Annotated in this window: 11 protein-coding genes; 4 read left to right on the forward strand and 7 right to left on the reverse strand. The window is 34.0% G+C overall.

The window, feature by feature from the left end:
* Window positions 1–216: 216 nt before the first annotated feature.
* A complete protein-coding gene (locus RINTHH_RS08235) occupies window positions 217–1,260 on the reverse strand; it encodes an ABC transporter permease (protein WP_008235283.1) in 1,044 nt (347 codons plus the stop codon).
* 453 nt (window positions 1,261–1,713) lie between these two features.
* Here RINTHH_RS08235 and RINTHH_RS08240 point away from each other — a divergent pair, with 453 nt between their 5' ends.
* Window positions 1,714–3,162 (forward strand): sodium/proline symporter, encoded by a 1,449-nt coding sequence (locus tag RINTHH_RS08240; protein ID WP_008235285.1) that lies wholly within the window; start codon window positions 1,714–1,716, stop codon window positions 3,160–3,162.
* Window positions 3,163–4,018: 856 nt separating this feature from the next.
* Here the strand turns inward: RINTHH_RS08240 and RINTHH_RS11095 are convergent.
* The 6 genes from RINTHH_RS11095 to RINTHH_RS08260 all read right to left on the reverse strand — a co-directional run bounded on the left by RINTHH_RS11095 (window position 4,019) and on the right by RINTHH_RS08260 (window position 11,029).
* On the reverse strand, window positions 4,019–4,108 hold the full coding sequence (locus RINTHH_RS11095) for a DUF5340 family protein (RefSeq protein ID WP_196794901.1): 90 nt from the start codon (window positions 4,106–4,108) through the stop codon (window positions 4,019–4,021).
* 230 nt (window positions 4,109–4,338) lie between these two features.
* A complete protein-coding gene (gene trpC, locus RINTHH_RS08245; RefSeq protein ID WP_008235287.1) occupies window positions 4,339–5,226 on the reverse strand; it encodes an indole-3-glycerol phosphate synthase TrpC in 888 nt (295 codons plus the stop codon).
* A 224-nt stretch (window positions 5,227–5,450) separates the two neighbouring features.
* Window positions 5,451–6,878, reverse strand: coding sequence for a dihydrolipoyl dehydrogenase (lpdA, locus tag RINTHH_RS08250; protein ID WP_008235296.1), 1,428 nt, complete (start codon window positions 6,876–6,878; stop codon window positions 5,451–5,453).
* A 267-nt stretch (window positions 6,879–7,145) separates the two neighbouring features.
* Window positions 7,146–8,879 (reverse strand): NAD+ synthase, encoded by a 1,734-nt coding sequence (locus RINTHH_RS08255; RefSeq protein ID WP_044304913.1) that lies wholly within the window; start codon window positions 8,877–8,879, stop codon window positions 7,146–7,148.
* 969 nt (window positions 8,880–9,848) lie between these two features.
* Window positions 9,849–10,031, reverse strand: coding sequence for a hypothetical protein (locus RINTHH_RS11765; protein ID WP_408005765.1), 183 nt, complete (start codon window positions 10,029–10,031; stop codon window positions 9,849–9,851).
* 398 nt (window positions 10,032–10,429) lie between these two features.
* On the reverse strand, window positions 10,430–11,029 hold the full coding sequence (locus RINTHH_RS08260; protein WP_044304914.1) for a nicotinate-nucleotide adenylyltransferase: 600 nt from the start codon (window positions 11,027–11,029) through the stop codon (window positions 10,430–10,432).
* A gap of 930 nt (window positions 11,030–11,959) precedes the next feature.
* Here RINTHH_RS08260 and RINTHH_RS08265 point away from each other — a divergent pair.
* The 3 genes from RINTHH_RS08265 (at window position 11,960) to RINTHH_RS10895 (ending at window position 17,410) form a co-directional block, all read left to right on the forward strand.
* Window positions 11,960–14,143 (forward strand): lytic transglycosylase domain-containing protein, encoded by a 2,184-nt coding sequence (locus RINTHH_RS08265; RefSeq protein WP_008235299.1) that lies wholly within the window; start codon window positions 11,960–11,962, stop codon window positions 14,141–14,143.
* A 271-nt stretch (window positions 14,144–14,414) separates the two neighbouring features.
* Window positions 14,415–16,697: a hypothetical protein gene (locus RINTHH_RS08270; protein WP_008235300.1), complete on the forward strand. Its 2,283-nt coding sequence runs from the start codon at window positions 14,415–14,417 to the stop codon at window positions 16,695–16,697.
* A 605-nt stretch (window positions 16,698–17,302) separates the two neighbouring features.
* Window positions 17,303–17,410, forward strand: a complete 108-nt coding sequence (locus RINTHH_RS10895; protein ID WP_155943958.1) for a photosystem I reaction center subunit VIII — start codon at window positions 17,303–17,305, stop codon at window positions 17,408–17,410.
* The last annotated feature ends 1,086 nt before the right edge of the window (window positions 17,411–18,496 follow it).

The following is an 18,496-nucleotide window of genomic DNA, read 5'->3' on the forward strand; positions in this document are numbered from 1 at the left end:
CTTTTAAACTCATATGATTCTGTTTTTAGAATAAGGAGTGATCTTAAGTCTACTATATATATATCTATTATTTTCACACCCGACATCAAATAGGCACTTGCATAATTTTTCTCCCAAGCTAATTTTAGGTAGTTGTATCAACTACTATACTAATAGTCAGAGGCAATAGATAGGAATTGAACCACTCGCTATGCTCTTCTCTTCCTTCAATTTGGCTTATTGATTTGAACTACGGGGGTCTAATGCATCTCTTAAACAATCACCTAACAAATTAAATGCTAATACTGCTAATATAATTAGGGCCGTGGGAGGCCAAATTAACCAAGGTTGTAATACTAAGATGGAAGCATTAGTAGCTAAAGATAACATATTACCCCAGGATGGATCTGGTTGTTGAATTCCTAAACCAATCAAGCTCAATACAGCTTCCGAAGTAATAAAACTCGGTACGGATAAGGTTGCAGCAATAGCAATATAAGTAGATGCTTGAGGTAAAATATGGCGAATGATAATATAAATCGGTTTACCTCCCATAACCTGTGCTGCCTGAACAAATTCCCTTTCCTTAATTGATAATACCTGACCGCGAATTACCCTAGCTAAACCAGCCCAACTTACTAGGGAAGTAATAAATACAATTAATAAAAAACGTTGTGTACTAGTTAACCCTGGTGGTAAAACTGCACCTAAGGTTATCAATAAATAAATACTGGGAAAAGTCATTAATACTTCAGATAAACGCATTATAATACTGTCTGTCCAACCACCAAAGTAACCAGAAATACCACCGATGAGTATTCCTAATGGGAAAGTCAGGGCCACACCCGCAATGCCGATAAATAAGCTTATACGACTGCCATGAATTAAACGGCTGAATTGATCTCGTCCTTGATCATCAGTACCTAAAATATTAAGTTTTGCTTCTCCTCGTACCCCGAATAAATGCAAGTGAGATTTTTTATCTAGAACAAAAAATCCTAGAGGTGAAGGTTTGCCTTCATCTACTTCAATCAGACGCTTACCTGTCTCTAAATCAGTGTTTCCTTGAATAGTAGGGTAAATATATGGTGTAGTTAGTTGCCCAGATTTAGAGATATAGTGAATCTTAGTAGGTGGTAATAAAGAACCATTAGACTGCTGGGCATAGGGACTATAAGGAGAAACAAAATCAGCTAAGATTGCAGCCAAGTAAAACACAATTAGTATAAATGCTCCAAACTTCGCTAATGGATTTTTACTCAGTTTTTGCCACCAATTCATATTTATTCCTCTTTTACCTTAAGATCTATTTAAGATAGTATTCTTTGTAGACCAAATATACTCCATTGAAAACATTAGTTATTTTCATAGTAAATTTACCATCCTATTGAAATTAACTAGATAATCATGTATCTGTTACGACCTATCCTGGAAAATTCGGACTTAGTTAAGAGTATGACAAGCATTTAACTAGTTTATTGATTTCAATATTGGTAAGTTGGTAGGCCTAGGAAATATATAGTTTGTCTGTACTAAATGCATTAGAATAGATGAAAATAAAAAACATATCAATAAAAGTTTTGAGCTTTCCAGGAAGTCTTATCAGATTTGAATGTGTAAGCTTCTTCTTCGATCTCAGCATAGTTATAGTGACCAGCCTAAATACTTAGAAAATAAGCTGCTATTCAATTATTTTGAGATAATGTCAACAACTACACTCATACACTAGTAGTAATGACTGAACAAATTGGAATAGCAGCTACTTTTATTTTCTTTCTGCTTATATTTACAGGGGTGGGAATCTACTCATCAAAACAAAAAGAAACTACTACCACTGATTATTTACTTGCTAGTCGTAACGTAAATCCCTGGCTAACTGCGCTTTCAGCGATGGCAACTGGTCAAAGTGGATTGTTGTTTATAGGTCAAGTTGGTTTTACTTACAAAATAGGAATTTCTTCTCTATGGCTTGTTATTGGTTGGCTAATTGGTGACTATATTGCTTGGTATTTTGTTTTTACAAAGTTAAGGCAAGTATCAGAAGAGACTGCTTCAGATACAATTTCTTCTTTTCTGAACCAGAATAATCAAGGGTCTCGTTTGGTTGCAATTATTTCTGCATTAATTACCATTGCTTTTCTCGGTTCCTATGCTGCTGCTCAATTAGTAGCAGGAAGTAAAGCTATTAGTGCTGTATTTGGATGGAACTATTACTTGGGTATAATAGTAGGTGCTGCAATTGTGGTTACATACTGTTTTTCCGGAGGAATTCGCGCTTCCATTTGGACAGATGCAGTACAAGCCATTATTATGATTGTTTCCTTATTTACACTATTTATTACTGCAGTTAATAGTTGTGGTGGATTCGGTAGTCTTTGGCAGTCTTTGGGAAATATCAATCCAAGTTTGATAGACTGGAATTCTTCACAACAACCTTGGGGATTCTTACCATTTTTTATTGGCTGGATAGTAGCTGGTTTTGGTGTTGTTGGACAACCACATATTATTATTCGCGCTATGGCTATTGATTCAGCCAAAAATATTAATTTTGCTAGAAATATTAAGATAAGCTTAGGAATATTAAATTCTATTTCTGCAATAGGAATTGGTTTAGCAGCACGGGTATTAATGCCAGACTTGATTAATTCTGGGGATCCAGAATTAGCATTACCTTATCTATCATTAGAACTGCTGCCAGCAGTTGTGGTAGGTCTAATATTAGCAGGACTATTTTCTGCGACTATCTCCACCGCAGATTCACAAATACTTGCCTGTTCTGCTGCCATAACCCAAGACCTATTTCCAGGTTTAGCTCAATCTTATAAGTTTGCAAAGTTAGGAACCCTAATAGTAACAACAGTAATTTTAGTAATTGCTCTAGCTGGAAGTGATAATGTCTTCAGTTTAGTGACTTTTTCTTGGTCTGCTCTGGCTTCGGGTTTGGGTCCTCTATTAATATTAAAAGTTTGGCAACGTACAATAAGTACACTGACCGCGATTTCCATGATGGGGGTTGGTATTGCTACAGCTTTGATTTGGAATTTAGGGTTGAATATATCCAGTGCAATTTATGAGGTACTTCCCGGTATGACTTCGGGAATGATAGTTTATGGGTTTGACCAGTTGTTAAGAAATACCCATCTATCAGGTTTTTGTTTGAGTATATCGAAAAGAAAGGGTTAAATAATTGTATCCATTATATAACTCTCCATATTTAATAGCACTCATAAAGCTAAATCAAAGGAGATATACCAACAATTAAGACCCTAGTAGTTATCGAAAAAGATAACTCAGACGATTCCCTAGGAGTAGTTATGGTAAATAATTGTAAAGTATATTTGAAAATGTATGATTAAGCTCTAGGAGAAGAATAACACTGAGCATGGTCAAGAGACTAGATGCAAAATTATAGTTCAGGATAAAAAACTATTTAGGATAACTTGAGAAAAGTAGTTGATTGACTGACTCAAAAACTATCCTAAACATGTTTTTACATACAAAATTTAACAAACAAAGAGTAGAGAATTGAGTTTTCCTGCTAAGGATAATATTAAATCTTAGATAGTAGATTCTAGGGAAACTATGACAAAAATTTCTCAAGAAGCAGCTAAAAAAATCATTGGGCATTAGAATTATAGTTTCTTTGACTCCCGGATTTATAATCAAGGACTACTTTAGTTTCTATAAGCATTATTATTATGCTCCCCCAAAAGTTTTATTATACAAATATCAAATATATCATGGCTTACCACAGATAAATGAATTATTTATCTGTGGTAAGCCTACAGTTTATAACAAGTAGAAAACCAAGAAAAAATATTACTAACTGGTATTTTGGATTTCTAATAAAATTCTAATGGAATTATTTAATGAGGCGTTTTTTCTCTGCTATACAAACATTTAGTCTATTTTCAGACTGTTTACATAGTAAAAGCAATATTGACGATAAAGTGAATATCCTTGATACTAGGAAAATAAGTTAATCATTTGTTCCAATTAATTTGACATGATGTCGATTTTTTGACGAATGGTGTTCCACTTATTTTTGTTGAACAGAAGCTTTACGTAAAGTAATAATTAGCTGATTCACTTGATTTATCAGGTTTGTGTCTTTTCTAGCTGTTCCCATTATTTAAGTTCATAATGAACTATTAATAGTATCAAAATTGATGTCCCCTAAATTAATGGGTTGATTCTAGCATTAGGTACTTGTGTTAATTAAGGCTTAAGACATATATCCCTAAGATAAAAATAAAACTCATAAATCTATACTTTTAATGGTATAGGTTTTTCCATAAATGTAACCCTACATCTGTCACAATTATGATATTTGATCTCAAAGATTAATCAGGGTTGTGCTTACAGCGAAGTCAGTAAATTAGAGATCACTAATTTTCTGTCTGGGTGCTTAATCAGCAATTCACCAATTAATACGGCAGATGCTCCAGCTTTTTGCACCAAGTTAATATCTTCTCTATTCTTTAGCCCTGATTCGCTAATAACCAAAACTCCTTTTTTTCGTAATTCTTCAGCCCTTGCTGCTAAAAGCTGACAAGTAGTATGTAAATTTACAGAGAAGTCTTCCAATTCACGATTATTAATACTCACTAACACAACACCATCTAAAGTGAGTACACGGTCAATTTCTTCCAGAGTATGAACCTCAACTAAGGGTGTCATTCTTAGTAAATTTGTAATTTTGATGAAGTACTGCAGATCTTGATTACTAAGTATGGCTGCAATTAATAAAACTGCATCTGCTCCTTTTGACCTTGCCAAATATATTTGATATGGATAAATAATGAAATCCTTACATAAAAGTGGTAAATCAACTTTAGTATGAATTTGGGCTAAGTAGTTAAAATCACCATGAAAAAACTTTTTATCCGTAACTACAGAGATACAACTAGCCCCCGCAGATTGATATTCACTGGCTATAGCTGTAGGGTTAAAATCTTCACACAAAACCCCTTGAATAGGGGATGCTTTTTTAACTTCAGCGATAAGCGCAGGTTTTGTCTTCCCTTGTTTTAATGTAGCCAAAAAATCCTTTGGTGTTGGTAGATCCCTAATTTGACTTTGCAAATCCTGTAGAGGCTGTTTTAAACGCTGTTGATCTACTTCTAATTCTTTATTCCAAACAATTGCTTCCAAAATGTTCTTAGGTGCTGCATCTGGCAATGCTACTTGATACTGTACAGAAGAGGCAGCAATAACTGGATTAGGTTGTCGGCGACGAATGTACATATTTGAAAAACAATTTGGGAGATTTCAAGTGTTTTAATAGTTGTAATTACACTGTAAGCGTATAGGAACATAGTTATGGAAACCAAGTCCGCATATGCGGACTTAAGTTAAATTGGGGTCTCGTGTAGTCCTATCCCTTATAATAGTTGTTCTAAGGCCTGTTACTATAACTAGGGTAAAAGCACCTAATTATAGGGGATAATGAGACACTTCAGATTAAAAGATTAAACCACTGCCCTTTTATAAGCTTCATCTAAAACCTCAGAGAGAGTGGGGTGGGCATGCACCAAATAGGCCAAATCTTGCACCTTTTGCCTGTTCATTATAGCAGCTGATGCCTCGTGGATAATATCAGAAGCATGGAGACCAAAAATGTGTACTCCAAGTATTTCTCCTGTGTCTTGACGATAAATTACCTTGGCAATGCCATCAGCTTCACCATCAGCTAAAGCTTTGGAATTACCTTTGAAATAACTCTTTGTTGTCTTAATAGTGAAACCTTCTGCACTACCTTTCTCCACAGCTTGGGCTTCTGTCAATCCCACATAGCTAATTTCCGGATGGGTAAATGCAGCAGCTGGAATGCTTATATAATCGATAGCCTTACTTCTACCACAGATATTTTCTACTGCTACAATACCTTGAGCAGAAGCAGCATGAGCCAACATCATTTTCCCAGTAGCATCCCCAATTGCCCATAAATATGGCACTACTTCATTTCCTCTTAATACTGCCATATTATCATTTATGGGAATATAATTATGGCGACAAAGTTCTACACCTACATTCTCTAAGCCTAGATTTTGAGTCTTAGGAGCACGCCCCGTAGCCACTAAGCAAGCATCTACCTCCAAGGTGTTATAACATTCCTTCGTTTTAAAATCAGCTAATTCAATTATTACAGGTGAACCTGGAGTAACCTTTTTTGCATATATCCCAGTATATGTTTCTACATCTCTAAGATTAATGAGTGTCCGTTCTGCAAGTTTAGCAATATCCCGGTCAAAGGTAGGCATTAATTGGGGCAAAGCCTCAATTATAGTAATTTCACATCCTAAAGCTGAGTATATATCAGCAAATTCCAAGCCAATGTAACCGCTACCAATAATTGCTACCCAATCAGGCAAGAATTCTAACTTGATCGCTTGGTCACTAGTAAAAACAGTTTTACCGTCCACCTTAATTCCTGGAGGAACAAAAGGTACAGAACCAGGAGAAAGGATAATATCTTTAGCGGTAATAATTTTTTCTTTACCACCCATATGTAGTCTTACTTTCTGAGTGCCAGCTACCTGGCCCCAAGCCCTAATTATGTCTACACCTAAACGCTTAAGACTATTGGTTAAATTCCCTTGAATTTTAGCAACTAAATTATTGGCATGGTCAGCAATTGCTTGGCGATCAAATTCAACATTAGGGACCTGAATACCAAGGGTTTTTAAATGGCTAGTATCTTTCAACTCCCGCACCCGTCCAGAAGCTGCTAATAAGGCTTTTGATGGAATACAGCCTCGATTAACACAAGTTCCTCCCATGTCTCCTGCTTCAATAATAGCTGTCTTTAAACCACAGCTAACGGCATGTAGAGCTGCGCCATGTCCGCCTACGCCAGCGCCTATGATAACTAAATCATAATCAAATACATGATCCACCTTAGTTTCTCCGCATACTTTACATATATATTCTTAACTGATGAAATAATCAGTATAATTCCTTCAATTTTAGACTGTCATTCAGATTAGGGATAATTCATTGTGGCAAGTGATTGGTAACAAAAATTTAGATTGACAATCGATATACCAAAAGTGAAAAGTTGATGCCCTTATAATTCGGTAAAATTACGTTCCACAACCCTGATTATCTGACGAACACCCCTTCCCATTATAAATATATACATTAGGACAAGAGTTATTGTTAGCCTAATAGCCTTTTTTTATTGCAGACCAGTTACTAGCAATAGGCATTCGCCAACCAGTAGTATCAAAAGCACGATCAGTAATTTTTAAGATGGGAGGAGCTTGTCGGCGTTTAAATTCAGCCCGTGCGACCATCTGCATTACCCTATCTACTAATATTTCATTATGTCCTGCAGCAACAATTTGATTGACTGATTGGTGATCTTGAAACAAACGTTGCAATATGTCATCTAAAATCTCGTATTCTGGTAAGGAATCTTGATCTACTTGGTCAGGTTTGAGTTCAGCACTTGGTGGTTTAGTAAGAATATGGTGGGGGATAATTTCTTCTGACGTATAATTGTTTTTTTCTCCTATACTATTAATTAGTAAGTTTCTTCCTTGAAGATTTAACCAGCGACAGATTGAATATACGTAAGTTTTTGGTACATCAGCAATAACTGCTAGACCACCACTCATATCCCCATAAAGTGTGCAGTAACCTACTGCCATTTCTGACTTATTTCCCGTAGATAGAAGTAAATGTCCAGACTTGTTAGCAATTGCCATTAGTAAGTTGCCACGGATTCGTGACTGTATGTTTTCTTCTGCATGTCCAAATTCCCCATCGGAAAATAATTTGCCTAGGGTTTTGGCATAAGAAGCCATCAATTCCCCAATAGGAAAAATTTGCGTTTTAATTCCCAGATTTTTACTGAGTTCTAAGGCATCAGTAACTGAATGTTGAGAACTATGAGGGGAAGGCATAAGAACACCAAGCACATTCTCCTTACCAAGAGCTGCGGTAGCAATTGAAGCTACAAGGGCAGAGTCAATCCCACCACTCAAACCCAAAATTGCCTGGGTGAATCCGCATTTTCCAGCATATTCCCGTACCCCTAATACTAAAGCATGCCATCTTTCCTCATCCACACATTCATATTTAGTTGCTATACTTCCTGGTAGAAAATCCCGTTTTATAGGATCAAATTCCAACATTATTAAATCAGCAACAAAACCTTGAGCACGACATACGAGTTCACCCTGATGATTATGGGCAAAACTTCTACCATCAAATATCAAATCATCATTGCTACCGACTTGATTAGCATATATGATTGGTTTTTGAAAACGTCGTGAGACATGTTGAGAAATTTTTTCCCTCAAGTCTTGTTTGCCTGTTATATAAGGCGAAGCAGATAAATTAACAACTAAATCAACACCAATATTTGAGAGGTCATCAATAGGACAACATCTGTAGTTTACTTTGCCAAAAAATTCCTCATCATTCCATAAATCCTCACAAATAGTTACACCAATATGAATGCCATCTAAGTTGAAATAATTTGCTTCCGTACCTGGCTCAAAATAACGCCGTTCATCAAATACATCATATGTAGGTAGAAGACGCTTATGAAAGATATTCTCAACTTTATTCCCTCCTAGTAGAGCAACACTATTAAATAAATGTTTACCCCCATTAACAGATGCATTTAAGTTTGCTGTAACTGTTCCTACTAATACTTTTAGATCTGGTGGTAAATCTTTTGCTAATTGTTGCAAGGTCAAATCCATTTCCCTAATAAAACAGGGGTACAGAAGTAAATCCTTAGGCGGGTAACCACACAGAGAAAGTTCAGGAGTCAGTAATAATTGTGCTTCTTTAGCAGGAACACTATAAGCTGCTGCTAAAATCTTTTGAGCATTGCCAGACAAATCACCAATAATAGGATTAAGCTGAGCGATCGCAATTTTCATAGTTGGAATTTTGCTATAAAAAATTATGGCTGAATTTTCTTCTTTTATCTTCTTCTTTATCCATTGATATATCCTCTTAACTAAACCATAATACATATAATTAACATTTCTAATATTACTTAAGATAACTACCCAATCTAACTTATTTTGTAATTTTGTAATAACTCAATAATATGTCTAACCTCATAATGACTAGATATCCAATAATTCCTTATAGCATGCAGAACAGATAGGAATTATTGTTTCCCCTTTCTATAGAGCTTTGAGCCTGTATCCCATACATACAGGTAATTTTAAGAATTAGGTAATTTTAATCATTAAATAAAGGGTTTATGCTAGAATCATTAGCACACTATGATTGTTAAATTTATACATCCAAAGTGTTGATATAGTGGCTATTATTGTAGCTTTTCTTACAGTTGATAAACAATACAATACTGCTCTGCATTTTACAGCCTAATAATGCATTATCTTTACATAAGGCTGAGTTATCAAAAGTATATTATAAAGTAAGGTATATTATAAAGTGATGATAATGATCATATAAATAAAAGCTAAAATTAGTCTCATAATAGATTATTCAAAATAAAAAATAGCAGAAATATATTTCTGCTATTTGAGGTGACGGATAGGAGCAAAATATGAATTTTTAGCTCACTTATTTATAATCTGATTTACTCTATGAGAACTTACGATAATTATCTATCTTTAATATTCTGCTTGAATTATTGTAGTATTATTATTCCAATGTATATTATATGCTAAATTCACTTGTAATCTTCACGTTCATTAATAGATTTGATCAGCAAATATATAATCTAACAAAAGTTCCAACTAATATTAAATATTTTATTTTGAGAAAACTATATAATATTATGCTAAACCGAAATAACTCACAGATGAAAGACTTTATGTTTACAGGCTGCAAGATATTTCAATTGTTTTTGGCTGGCTGTTTACTAAAAGTCATTAGCTATAAATTCTAAATTGGATAAACACTAACAGTTTATCTTTGAAAGGGGCCAAAACTTTTGCGTTTAATTTATAAAAGCTGACAGGGTAAATAGAACCTTTAAAAACTTTTACTTCTGTATCTACTAAAAAAACCATTTTTATAAAAATAAGTTTGAATATGGGAATAACCAGGAAAATTTTTTCCTGGAACTGTTACATATGAATTATATAAATAATCTAAATATATCTCTGATAAAACATCAAAAAAACTAGAGAACTGTATTCCAAACTCTTATCGAAGGAAAATTTGGGGTTTTGTGTGATGGGACACTAGTTGATATCCTAAATATTGTCAGCAATTAATTCCGCATCTTCAATCTTTATTGAAGCAAATTAACTTACCTAAAAATAGCTTATCTTACAACTAATAACGGTATATTCTCCCCAATATAATAGAGATATTGGAGTCTTCTAATAACTACAAAATGGTTTATTATTATCGCTTTACCAAAAGGGCTCACAACCTATTATAGTTTATATCCATATAAAAATCACATGGTCTATACCCACTTTAAAATTAAGATGTTTTAGTTTATTTAGGAGGTCGATAATTTGCTCTGAGTAGGTTTATGACACTGATATAATTTTTCTTGGTGGATATATTCAACTACACGAGGTGTAAGGGCTTTATGATCCCCATATTCTCGATATTCTGTGGAAGAAACATCCATTCCAGTAAGATCAGCAATTCTTGTTTTTCCCCCCAATTTTTTAATATTATCCACTTTAGAATCATTTATTATATGTCCTGGTCTAGGTACAACTAGTAGTTTTGCTTGCCGTAATAAATCTTCAATCCGATACCATTGAGGTAGTTGTGTAAGCAAATCAGAACCAATTACTAAGGTGAATTCTGTATTGTCTCTCCAGTATTTTTTAGCTTTTTCCAGAGTAGCTATAGTTCTAAAGCTACTCAGTTTTTGTTCTAAGGCAATATTTTGTTTGCTTGTATTAATATCACCAATTAACAACCCTAACATTGCTACTCGATGTTCTAGGGGTGTTAAATGAACTTTAAAGGGATTATTAGCAGCCCAAATTGCAACATGATCAAAATTTTGAGATAGCCAACCTACAATCATATGATGTCCTGCAGTAGGAGGATCAGCACTAGTTCCAAATAAAGCGATGTTCATTATTATAATTTTAGATTTGCTATCCAGCACACTTATACGTAATTAAAATACTCTCAATACAAGAGACTCAGCGCAAGCAACTCGAATATTAATTTTAATTACTAAAATTTAAATTAAACTTTAAGGTTTTAGGCTTTGCAAAAATTCATTATTCAACTGAACTATTTGAATCATAAAGTCTTACAAATAAGCACTGTTCTAATAGCAGTTACTCTAGAATAATATATAACTTCAAATAAGTATATTAACTTGGTAGGTTAATATACTTATTATCACTATATAGACTGCTGTTAATATTAAATTGACCTCAAATTTAGTCAATAAATTAGTAGTTACATATTGAAGTCTCTCACTTAAGATATCATTCTCCCTCTCTTCAAATATAAGTAGGATAAGATTGATATAAAATCCTTACACAGGAAGGAAATGTTAAAACAAGAAAATATATCATTTAAACCAAAATAGTTTGTTTTAGTTGTATTTGATAATATCAACTTTACTAAGCTTTTGGGATAATCTATTTATCCCAAAAGCTTAGTAAAATAGTACCTTAAAATACCTATTAACTTAATAATATCTATAGTTCCATACTGCTTTGCTGTATTGATGGTATAAATTTTGAATCTGGATATCATTGGGCTATGAAGTATTCCTGAAATTTGTATTAATATTTTTGGTAACTATTATTCAGCCATATATCGTTTGTACTAGAACTATTTTTAAGCAGGTTAATGACTACATACCAGCACTTGAATTTATTGCTTTTCTTGTTTATGGAAAAAAGAGCAAATTAAGCATATTAGAGTGATTTATATGTTAGAAACATACTAGGTCAAGTTAACTAGAAAATTAAACCGTAAAATTGTCGCTGATGAACCTGACTAGTGCTAGAGTGTCAGGAAATCCATGTGAGGTTTTCATAGGGAATCAATGCTGGGGAAGCTACAAACAAAGCATATTTCTTTAATGGTAGGTGCAGGAATATTTGCCTTTTTGACAGGAGCAATGTTATCAGCACCACGAATTGGCTCGTCAGTAGGACAATGGCTCCAAAAATATGGGGTGATAAGTTCTCCAATAGGGAATATAACTGACTGGGAAAGGGGTAAATCATCAGTATTACCCTTAGTATTATGGTCTTCCCGAGAACGAGCAGGTAAATTAGAGTCTCTTACCAGAGGATACCCATCCTTAGATCGCCATCGTGCCCGTTATTTGTTGGCTAGTGACTTGATTAATCGCCAGCAAGTTAGAAGGGCATTACAATTATTACAGGGACTAGAAAATGAGTATACTGCCCTTGCCCCCTACATTTTATTAAAGCAGGCAGAAGCTTATCAGATCTTAGGAGAAGTAGGAAAAGCTTCTGACTTGAGGCAAGCCGTACTGAAAAAGTATCCTAAATCTCCTGCTACTGGCAAGGCTCTTTATTTAATTGGTGTTAAGCAATATCAAGATAGAGCAATAGTAGAATTCCCTTCTCATCCGCTCACATGGGAAATTATACGTCAACGATTGCGAGAAAACCCTGACCAACTAGAATTACTATTAATTTTATCTAAATATGCTTATGACCAACCGGGAATAGTGTTTTTTTTGGAACAATTGATTCAAAAGCCAAATTTAAAACCAGAAGACTGGGAAAGCATTGGTAGAGGCTACTGGTTAAATCGTAAATTTAGGAGGGCTGCAATTGCCTATAGTAAGGCTCCCCAGACTGTAAAGAATCTATATCGTCAAGCAAGGGGAATGCAAATTAGTCAAGAAAGGGAAAAAGCAACTGTTATTTATAATAAGTTAGTTCAAGAATTTCCCAATACTTCTGAAGCCGGTGATGCGTTACTACAATTAACCCAACTAACTCAAAACACCCAAGAAGCTATAACCTACCTAAACCAGATAATTAATAATTATCCAGAAAAAGCCGGAAAGGCACTGGTCAAAAAATCACGTATTTTAACTGAATTACAGAATAAGCAAGCAGCGGCGGAAGCGTTACAAATACTAATCAATGAGTATGGCAGTACTGAAGAAGCTTCCCAATATCGTTGGGAGATTGCCCAGAAAAAGGCCAAAGCAAAAGATTATCAAGCAGCCTGGCTTTGGGCAAAACCAGTTGCTAAAGAAAACCCAAGTAGTGTTTTGGCACCAAGAACCCATTTTTGGGCAGGTAAATGGGCAACTAAACTAGGCAATCAGAAGGAAGCTAAACAAACATATGAGTATATAGTCCGGAACTTTCCCCATTCTTACTATGCATGGCGTTCTGCAGAAATTTTGGGGTTAGATGTTGGCAATTTTAACAATTTACGGCAAATACAACCGAAAATAATTAATTTACAGCGTCCAGTACCCACCAGTGGCTCTGATACCTTTAAAGAATTATATTTACTAGGTCAGGACCAGGAAGCTTGGTTTCAATGGAAAACTGAGTTTAAAAATATAACAGAGCTAACTGTAGCTGAAGAGTTTACTGAAGGCTTAATACAATTATCTCAGGGAGAAAGTTTGAAGGGAATTAGTAAAATTGCTAAACTAGAGGATAGAAAAACCCAAAGGGGACGAGCTGAGTATCAAACTCTGAGTAAGAATAGCATCTATTGGAAGGCCCGTTATCCTTTGCCCTATTTTCAATTGATTCAGTTTTGGTCAAACAAAAGAAATTTAAATCCTCTATTAGTAACAGCACTAATTCGTCAAGAATCAAGGTTTGAAGCAAAAATAAAATCTGTTGCTAAAGCAACAGGTTTAATGCAAATTCTTCCTAGTACAGCGCGGTGGATCGCTCAGAAAGGTAATTTAGATAAAATATATAATTTGGAAAAACCTGACAGTAACATTATGTTGGGAACCTGGTACCTTGACTATACTCATAAGCAATATAGCAACAATTCACTATTAGCAATTGCAAGTTACAATGCCGGACCTGGGAATGTTGCTAAGTGGTTGAGAATATTACCTAAAGAGGATATAGATGAATTTATAGAGGCAATCCCCTTTAATGAAACCAAAAACTATGTCCGTCAAGTATTTGGTAATTACTGGAATTATTTGCAGCTTTACAATTCGGAAATATCTCAGATGCTTGCACAGTATTCTCAGAAACATCCATAATTATCTCCCCACATTCCATAAGATATTAATCCAGATTAGATAGTTATTGAATGTTATGAATGACAAGAATCCTGCACTCTGATAATTTTTGCTCATTAACTATTAAACTAAACTTACAATGCACAATATAAACAAATCTCACTCACTGTTTTGCATTAAAACAATACGTGGAAATTATAGCTAATCATAAGTCGTTGATGTAAACGTTCAAACGAGGTAGTATTTGTGGTGCATGCAAGCTTCTTGATAAGCTTCTGGGCACTTATTCACCATGGAAAACTGGCAATTTCTTATACAACAACAGGGAGAAAATTATTGGTACCCAATAGAATCAGCAACAGTGCAACTACCTGAGGGTAAGTATAGAATTGTTGCTAGTTCTAACTGTGCCAATACAGATATAGAAGCAAGACTTATCTATTATCCCCACCAAAAATCATCCGCTAAAACTTTGATTCGAAAGCAAGCATGTCGTACAAATAAGGATGGTTTAGTGGCAGTGCTTCCATTTATATTCATGAAGTCAGGAAGTTGGGAATTAACCTGTTGTAAGACTCTCATGTCGGATGTAAAAGGTCAACATTGGAAATATATTGTCCACTTGGAAATTTTACCGGATGGCATCGACCAAAATCCCATCATAGACGTGATGGGTAAAGATAGAATTTCTGATGGACTGAAGAACCACATAGATAAAAGTACTATCACCCCTTCAGATCAAGTCAAGGTAACTTCTAACAATCCTGTGAGGATAAAACCTAGAGAAATACTCGAAGATATCAATAAGAGTCGACCTCCAAAGGAAAAAGCTAACATAAATACAAGTGAAAAATATGATTTTCAGGAATTTAGTTTATTTGCCAGCTCATCTACAAGTAAAGAAAACAGAAGTTTAAATGGACTTATTCGACCAATAATCTCAAAGGCTGAAACAGCAGAAAAAATATTACAAAATTTGACGAATTTGGCTTTACCAAACGATAAATCAACTCTAGAGAAAGAATCTGCACAGTCTGTTCAAGATATTATTGAATTACCCCTACAGATTAGTTTGGATGCGGAAACTTATTTTGTCCCTTGGGGGGTATCTTTCACTATTCAGGGAGTAGTCGAATTAAATAATAAATTTACTTTTTCGAGAATTTATAGGGGAAAATTACAAATAGAATTGCAGTCACCATTAAATGTTTCTTCTGAAATGGAGCATGTACATGGAAGTAAAATCGTACAAATAAAAAAGTCCATCACAGAAAATATTTTGCCTTGCACTTTTACTTGTGATTTGCAGATACCTGAAAATTGCACATCCAAGTTGATATTAGCTGAACTCAATCTATTTGCAGCTGTTGAGGTTGATAGTGAGACTAAACTTCTAGCTAGCCATACTTTCACTATCAATACATCTGTCATAGAATTACTGGCATTAAGTGTTGCGGCTCAATCTCTATCCAATGAAGAATTGCTTAATTTTTCTGATATTGTACTTACCAAAAACATGCAAAAGGAAGCTAGGATGTCTACATCCTTAGATTTAGAATTATTTAATTTAGCTAAAAAACTACCTACAGATAAAAAACTTTTGTCTTCCCGTTACCAATCATATTCCCTAGCAAGAAAACATGCTAAAAAGTCACTACAGTTGCCATTTAGCAGTAAAGATTACCCTAAATCAGGTTCTTTATCTTCTAAGATTAATGTTACAAATAATCACATCGTAATATTACCTTATTTGAGAAAGTTATCAACATCATTATCAAGAAATGAATTGGAATCACTCTCCGAAGTCATAGAGGACAAAATAAATCAGTCAAGTTTACCAGAATTGATTTCAGATAAAACTCTATCCAGCCACGTAGAATTAATTACAAATAGTAGTGATACTGGCTTGTTATCTCCTTTGATTGATCACTTAGGGAATGGGAAAGAACATATATTATCCTCGTTGATTCAACCTCAATATCAAGACTATGAGCCTGAGGAGATTTTCTTGGATGAGTTGGATATTGAACAAGGTTTAAATGCAAATGATATAATTATACCATTAGAGAGTTACCAGGAAAAATTATCTTCTAGTCAAGAATACAATAATCCAAGTGGGTTAAATCAAGACAGAGTGGTGGATAATAATACTTACCCAGCAATAGAAACTTTGGAGCATTTTCTTGAGCCAGAAAAAAGCCCAAAACAAACACCAACAATTTTAGAGAGAATAGTTGCAGCAGTTCCTTTGCCAATGCCAGAATTATCTGTGCCGATAGGAGAGCTGGTTGCTGGTAAATTAATCAGCGTTGGTATTGTATTGCCTAATTTAGGTTCGCATATTGCTGTCAAAATATGGATTAAGGACTTTCAGACTCGACGATTGCTTATTAAACCCCATATTTTGAAAAATTGGTCTCTGCAACCTACTGAACAACAGATTACAACTCAAATACAAATCCCTTTGGGTTATTTGGAAATTCAATTTGAAGCGGTTACTATTGATTTAACTACGCAACAGGAAAGCTACAAAGTTATTATTTCCCGTTCTGTAATACCTGAGAATTTACCATAACTATTTTCAGTGGATTGAATTACACTCCAATCCAAAATACCCTTCTAGGGGACTGCCCTGATCAAATTATTTTTTCCACCAATTTATAGAAACAGCCTAATCAACTTATTTCCCTATTCCTTATTCTCTACAGCAAAAGTTTAATTATCCCAAATCTGAAGGCTTACCCAGTTAAGAAATTTACTTTATGTTCAATAATGCACTGGCTGAATATATCATGGTGTATTTAGAAAACACAGACTTAATAAATTAATAATATTTAGGTTAATTTTTCCTTAAAAATGCCTGTTCTTCCACATACCCCAACTATCCTCAAAAATAACTTATCTGTACACATGATAAAACAACTATATGGTCACGGTACTTTAAGGTAACTGGTACATTTTCAGGATATTTTTCTTATACTCTCTTATAATAACAGGCTACATCAAATGTGCCAAGACCCTACTTCCTTAAAATTCCTTCATCCACATTAGTGTGCTTGTATATTTATCTTTGTCTAACTTTTATTGCCCAGTGTTAAAAATCTTGAGAATTTGCAAAAAATCGATAGAATTTACAGTAAGCTCTTTTTGGATCGTAATGTAATCATAATAGGAATTGCTATGGCTGCTTCTTTTCTACCTTCTCTTCTAGTACCTTTCATGGCTGTTCACTTTTTTGTGGTAATGGCATTTATGTTCATATATATTGAACGTGAAACTATTTCCTAATTTAACTATGGGTATTAGCTTCAGAAACAGATGTAGAGACTCATTGCATGAGTAAAATCTGTAATGTCATAACATCTGCCTCTATTCCCCTTTCACCTATTTTATTTGGAAACTAAGTCTTCATATATTCTAATTAAGATGGGTTTCATAAAAGAGGAATGAAGTGAAGTACTTTGTATTGTCAAAGTAAAAATAACTATGCTAGCTACGCTAGCGATCCACACTGTAACTTTTAGTCAGTGTGGTCTTTTGTATTATACTAACTTGATTAAATATCACTGCTAATAGAGAAGTATACTAGGCTTTCTCTGCTAATATATTTGCTGGGTATCACATCACACATAGATTTTTCAACTAAAACAGCAAAGTATTGATGTTACGATTTATATTACTGCATATACGCTAAAAAGACCAAGGCTCCTTGAGGAATTAAGCCTGGGAATTAAACAGATTGCATTCTATCTATAACTAGAATGCAATCTGTTGTTTCATTTATGACTTATCCCGACTATAAAATAAATGGCTGACGACTATTAGCTTAGCTATTTATTAGCGCATGAAATGAATAGTAGTAATGTATTTAGCAAGGCAAAAATTATGTTTCCTAAAATTGGCTCAAGAATTAATAAGGATTTATCTTATTTATTTTCATTCTTGTAGTAATGAATTCTAATCGTTACTCAACCAGTAATTACTAGTGGAAAGGCCTTGATATAAAAATTAAATAAAATGACAGTTTAACTTATGATACTCGTTAATATTTATACTCTATCATTTTTCATGTTTTATAACTAAGTTTATTAAACAATTTGGTCGTATTTTTCATAGTCAGAAAAACACTTTAAATTAAATATAGAAATAATATTGTATACCCCTAGCCTATCTTTTTTATGCATTATATTACTATTCGTTATTTAAGTTGAACTAATATAAAAAATGTTTATATTAGTTTGATCAATAATAATCAAAATTAACATTTGATAAGTTAATTAAGAAAGCATAATATTAGGGATATTAGTCTTAGAATAAACACTAATAACTTTTATTCTTATAACAGATAAGAATAATATTGTACTAAATGGCCAA

It is taken from the genome of Richelia intracellularis HH01 (genome assembly GCF_000350105.1).
GTDB lineage: Bacteria > Cyanobacteriota > Cyanobacteriia > Cyanobacteriales > Nostocaceae > Richelia > Richelia intracellularis.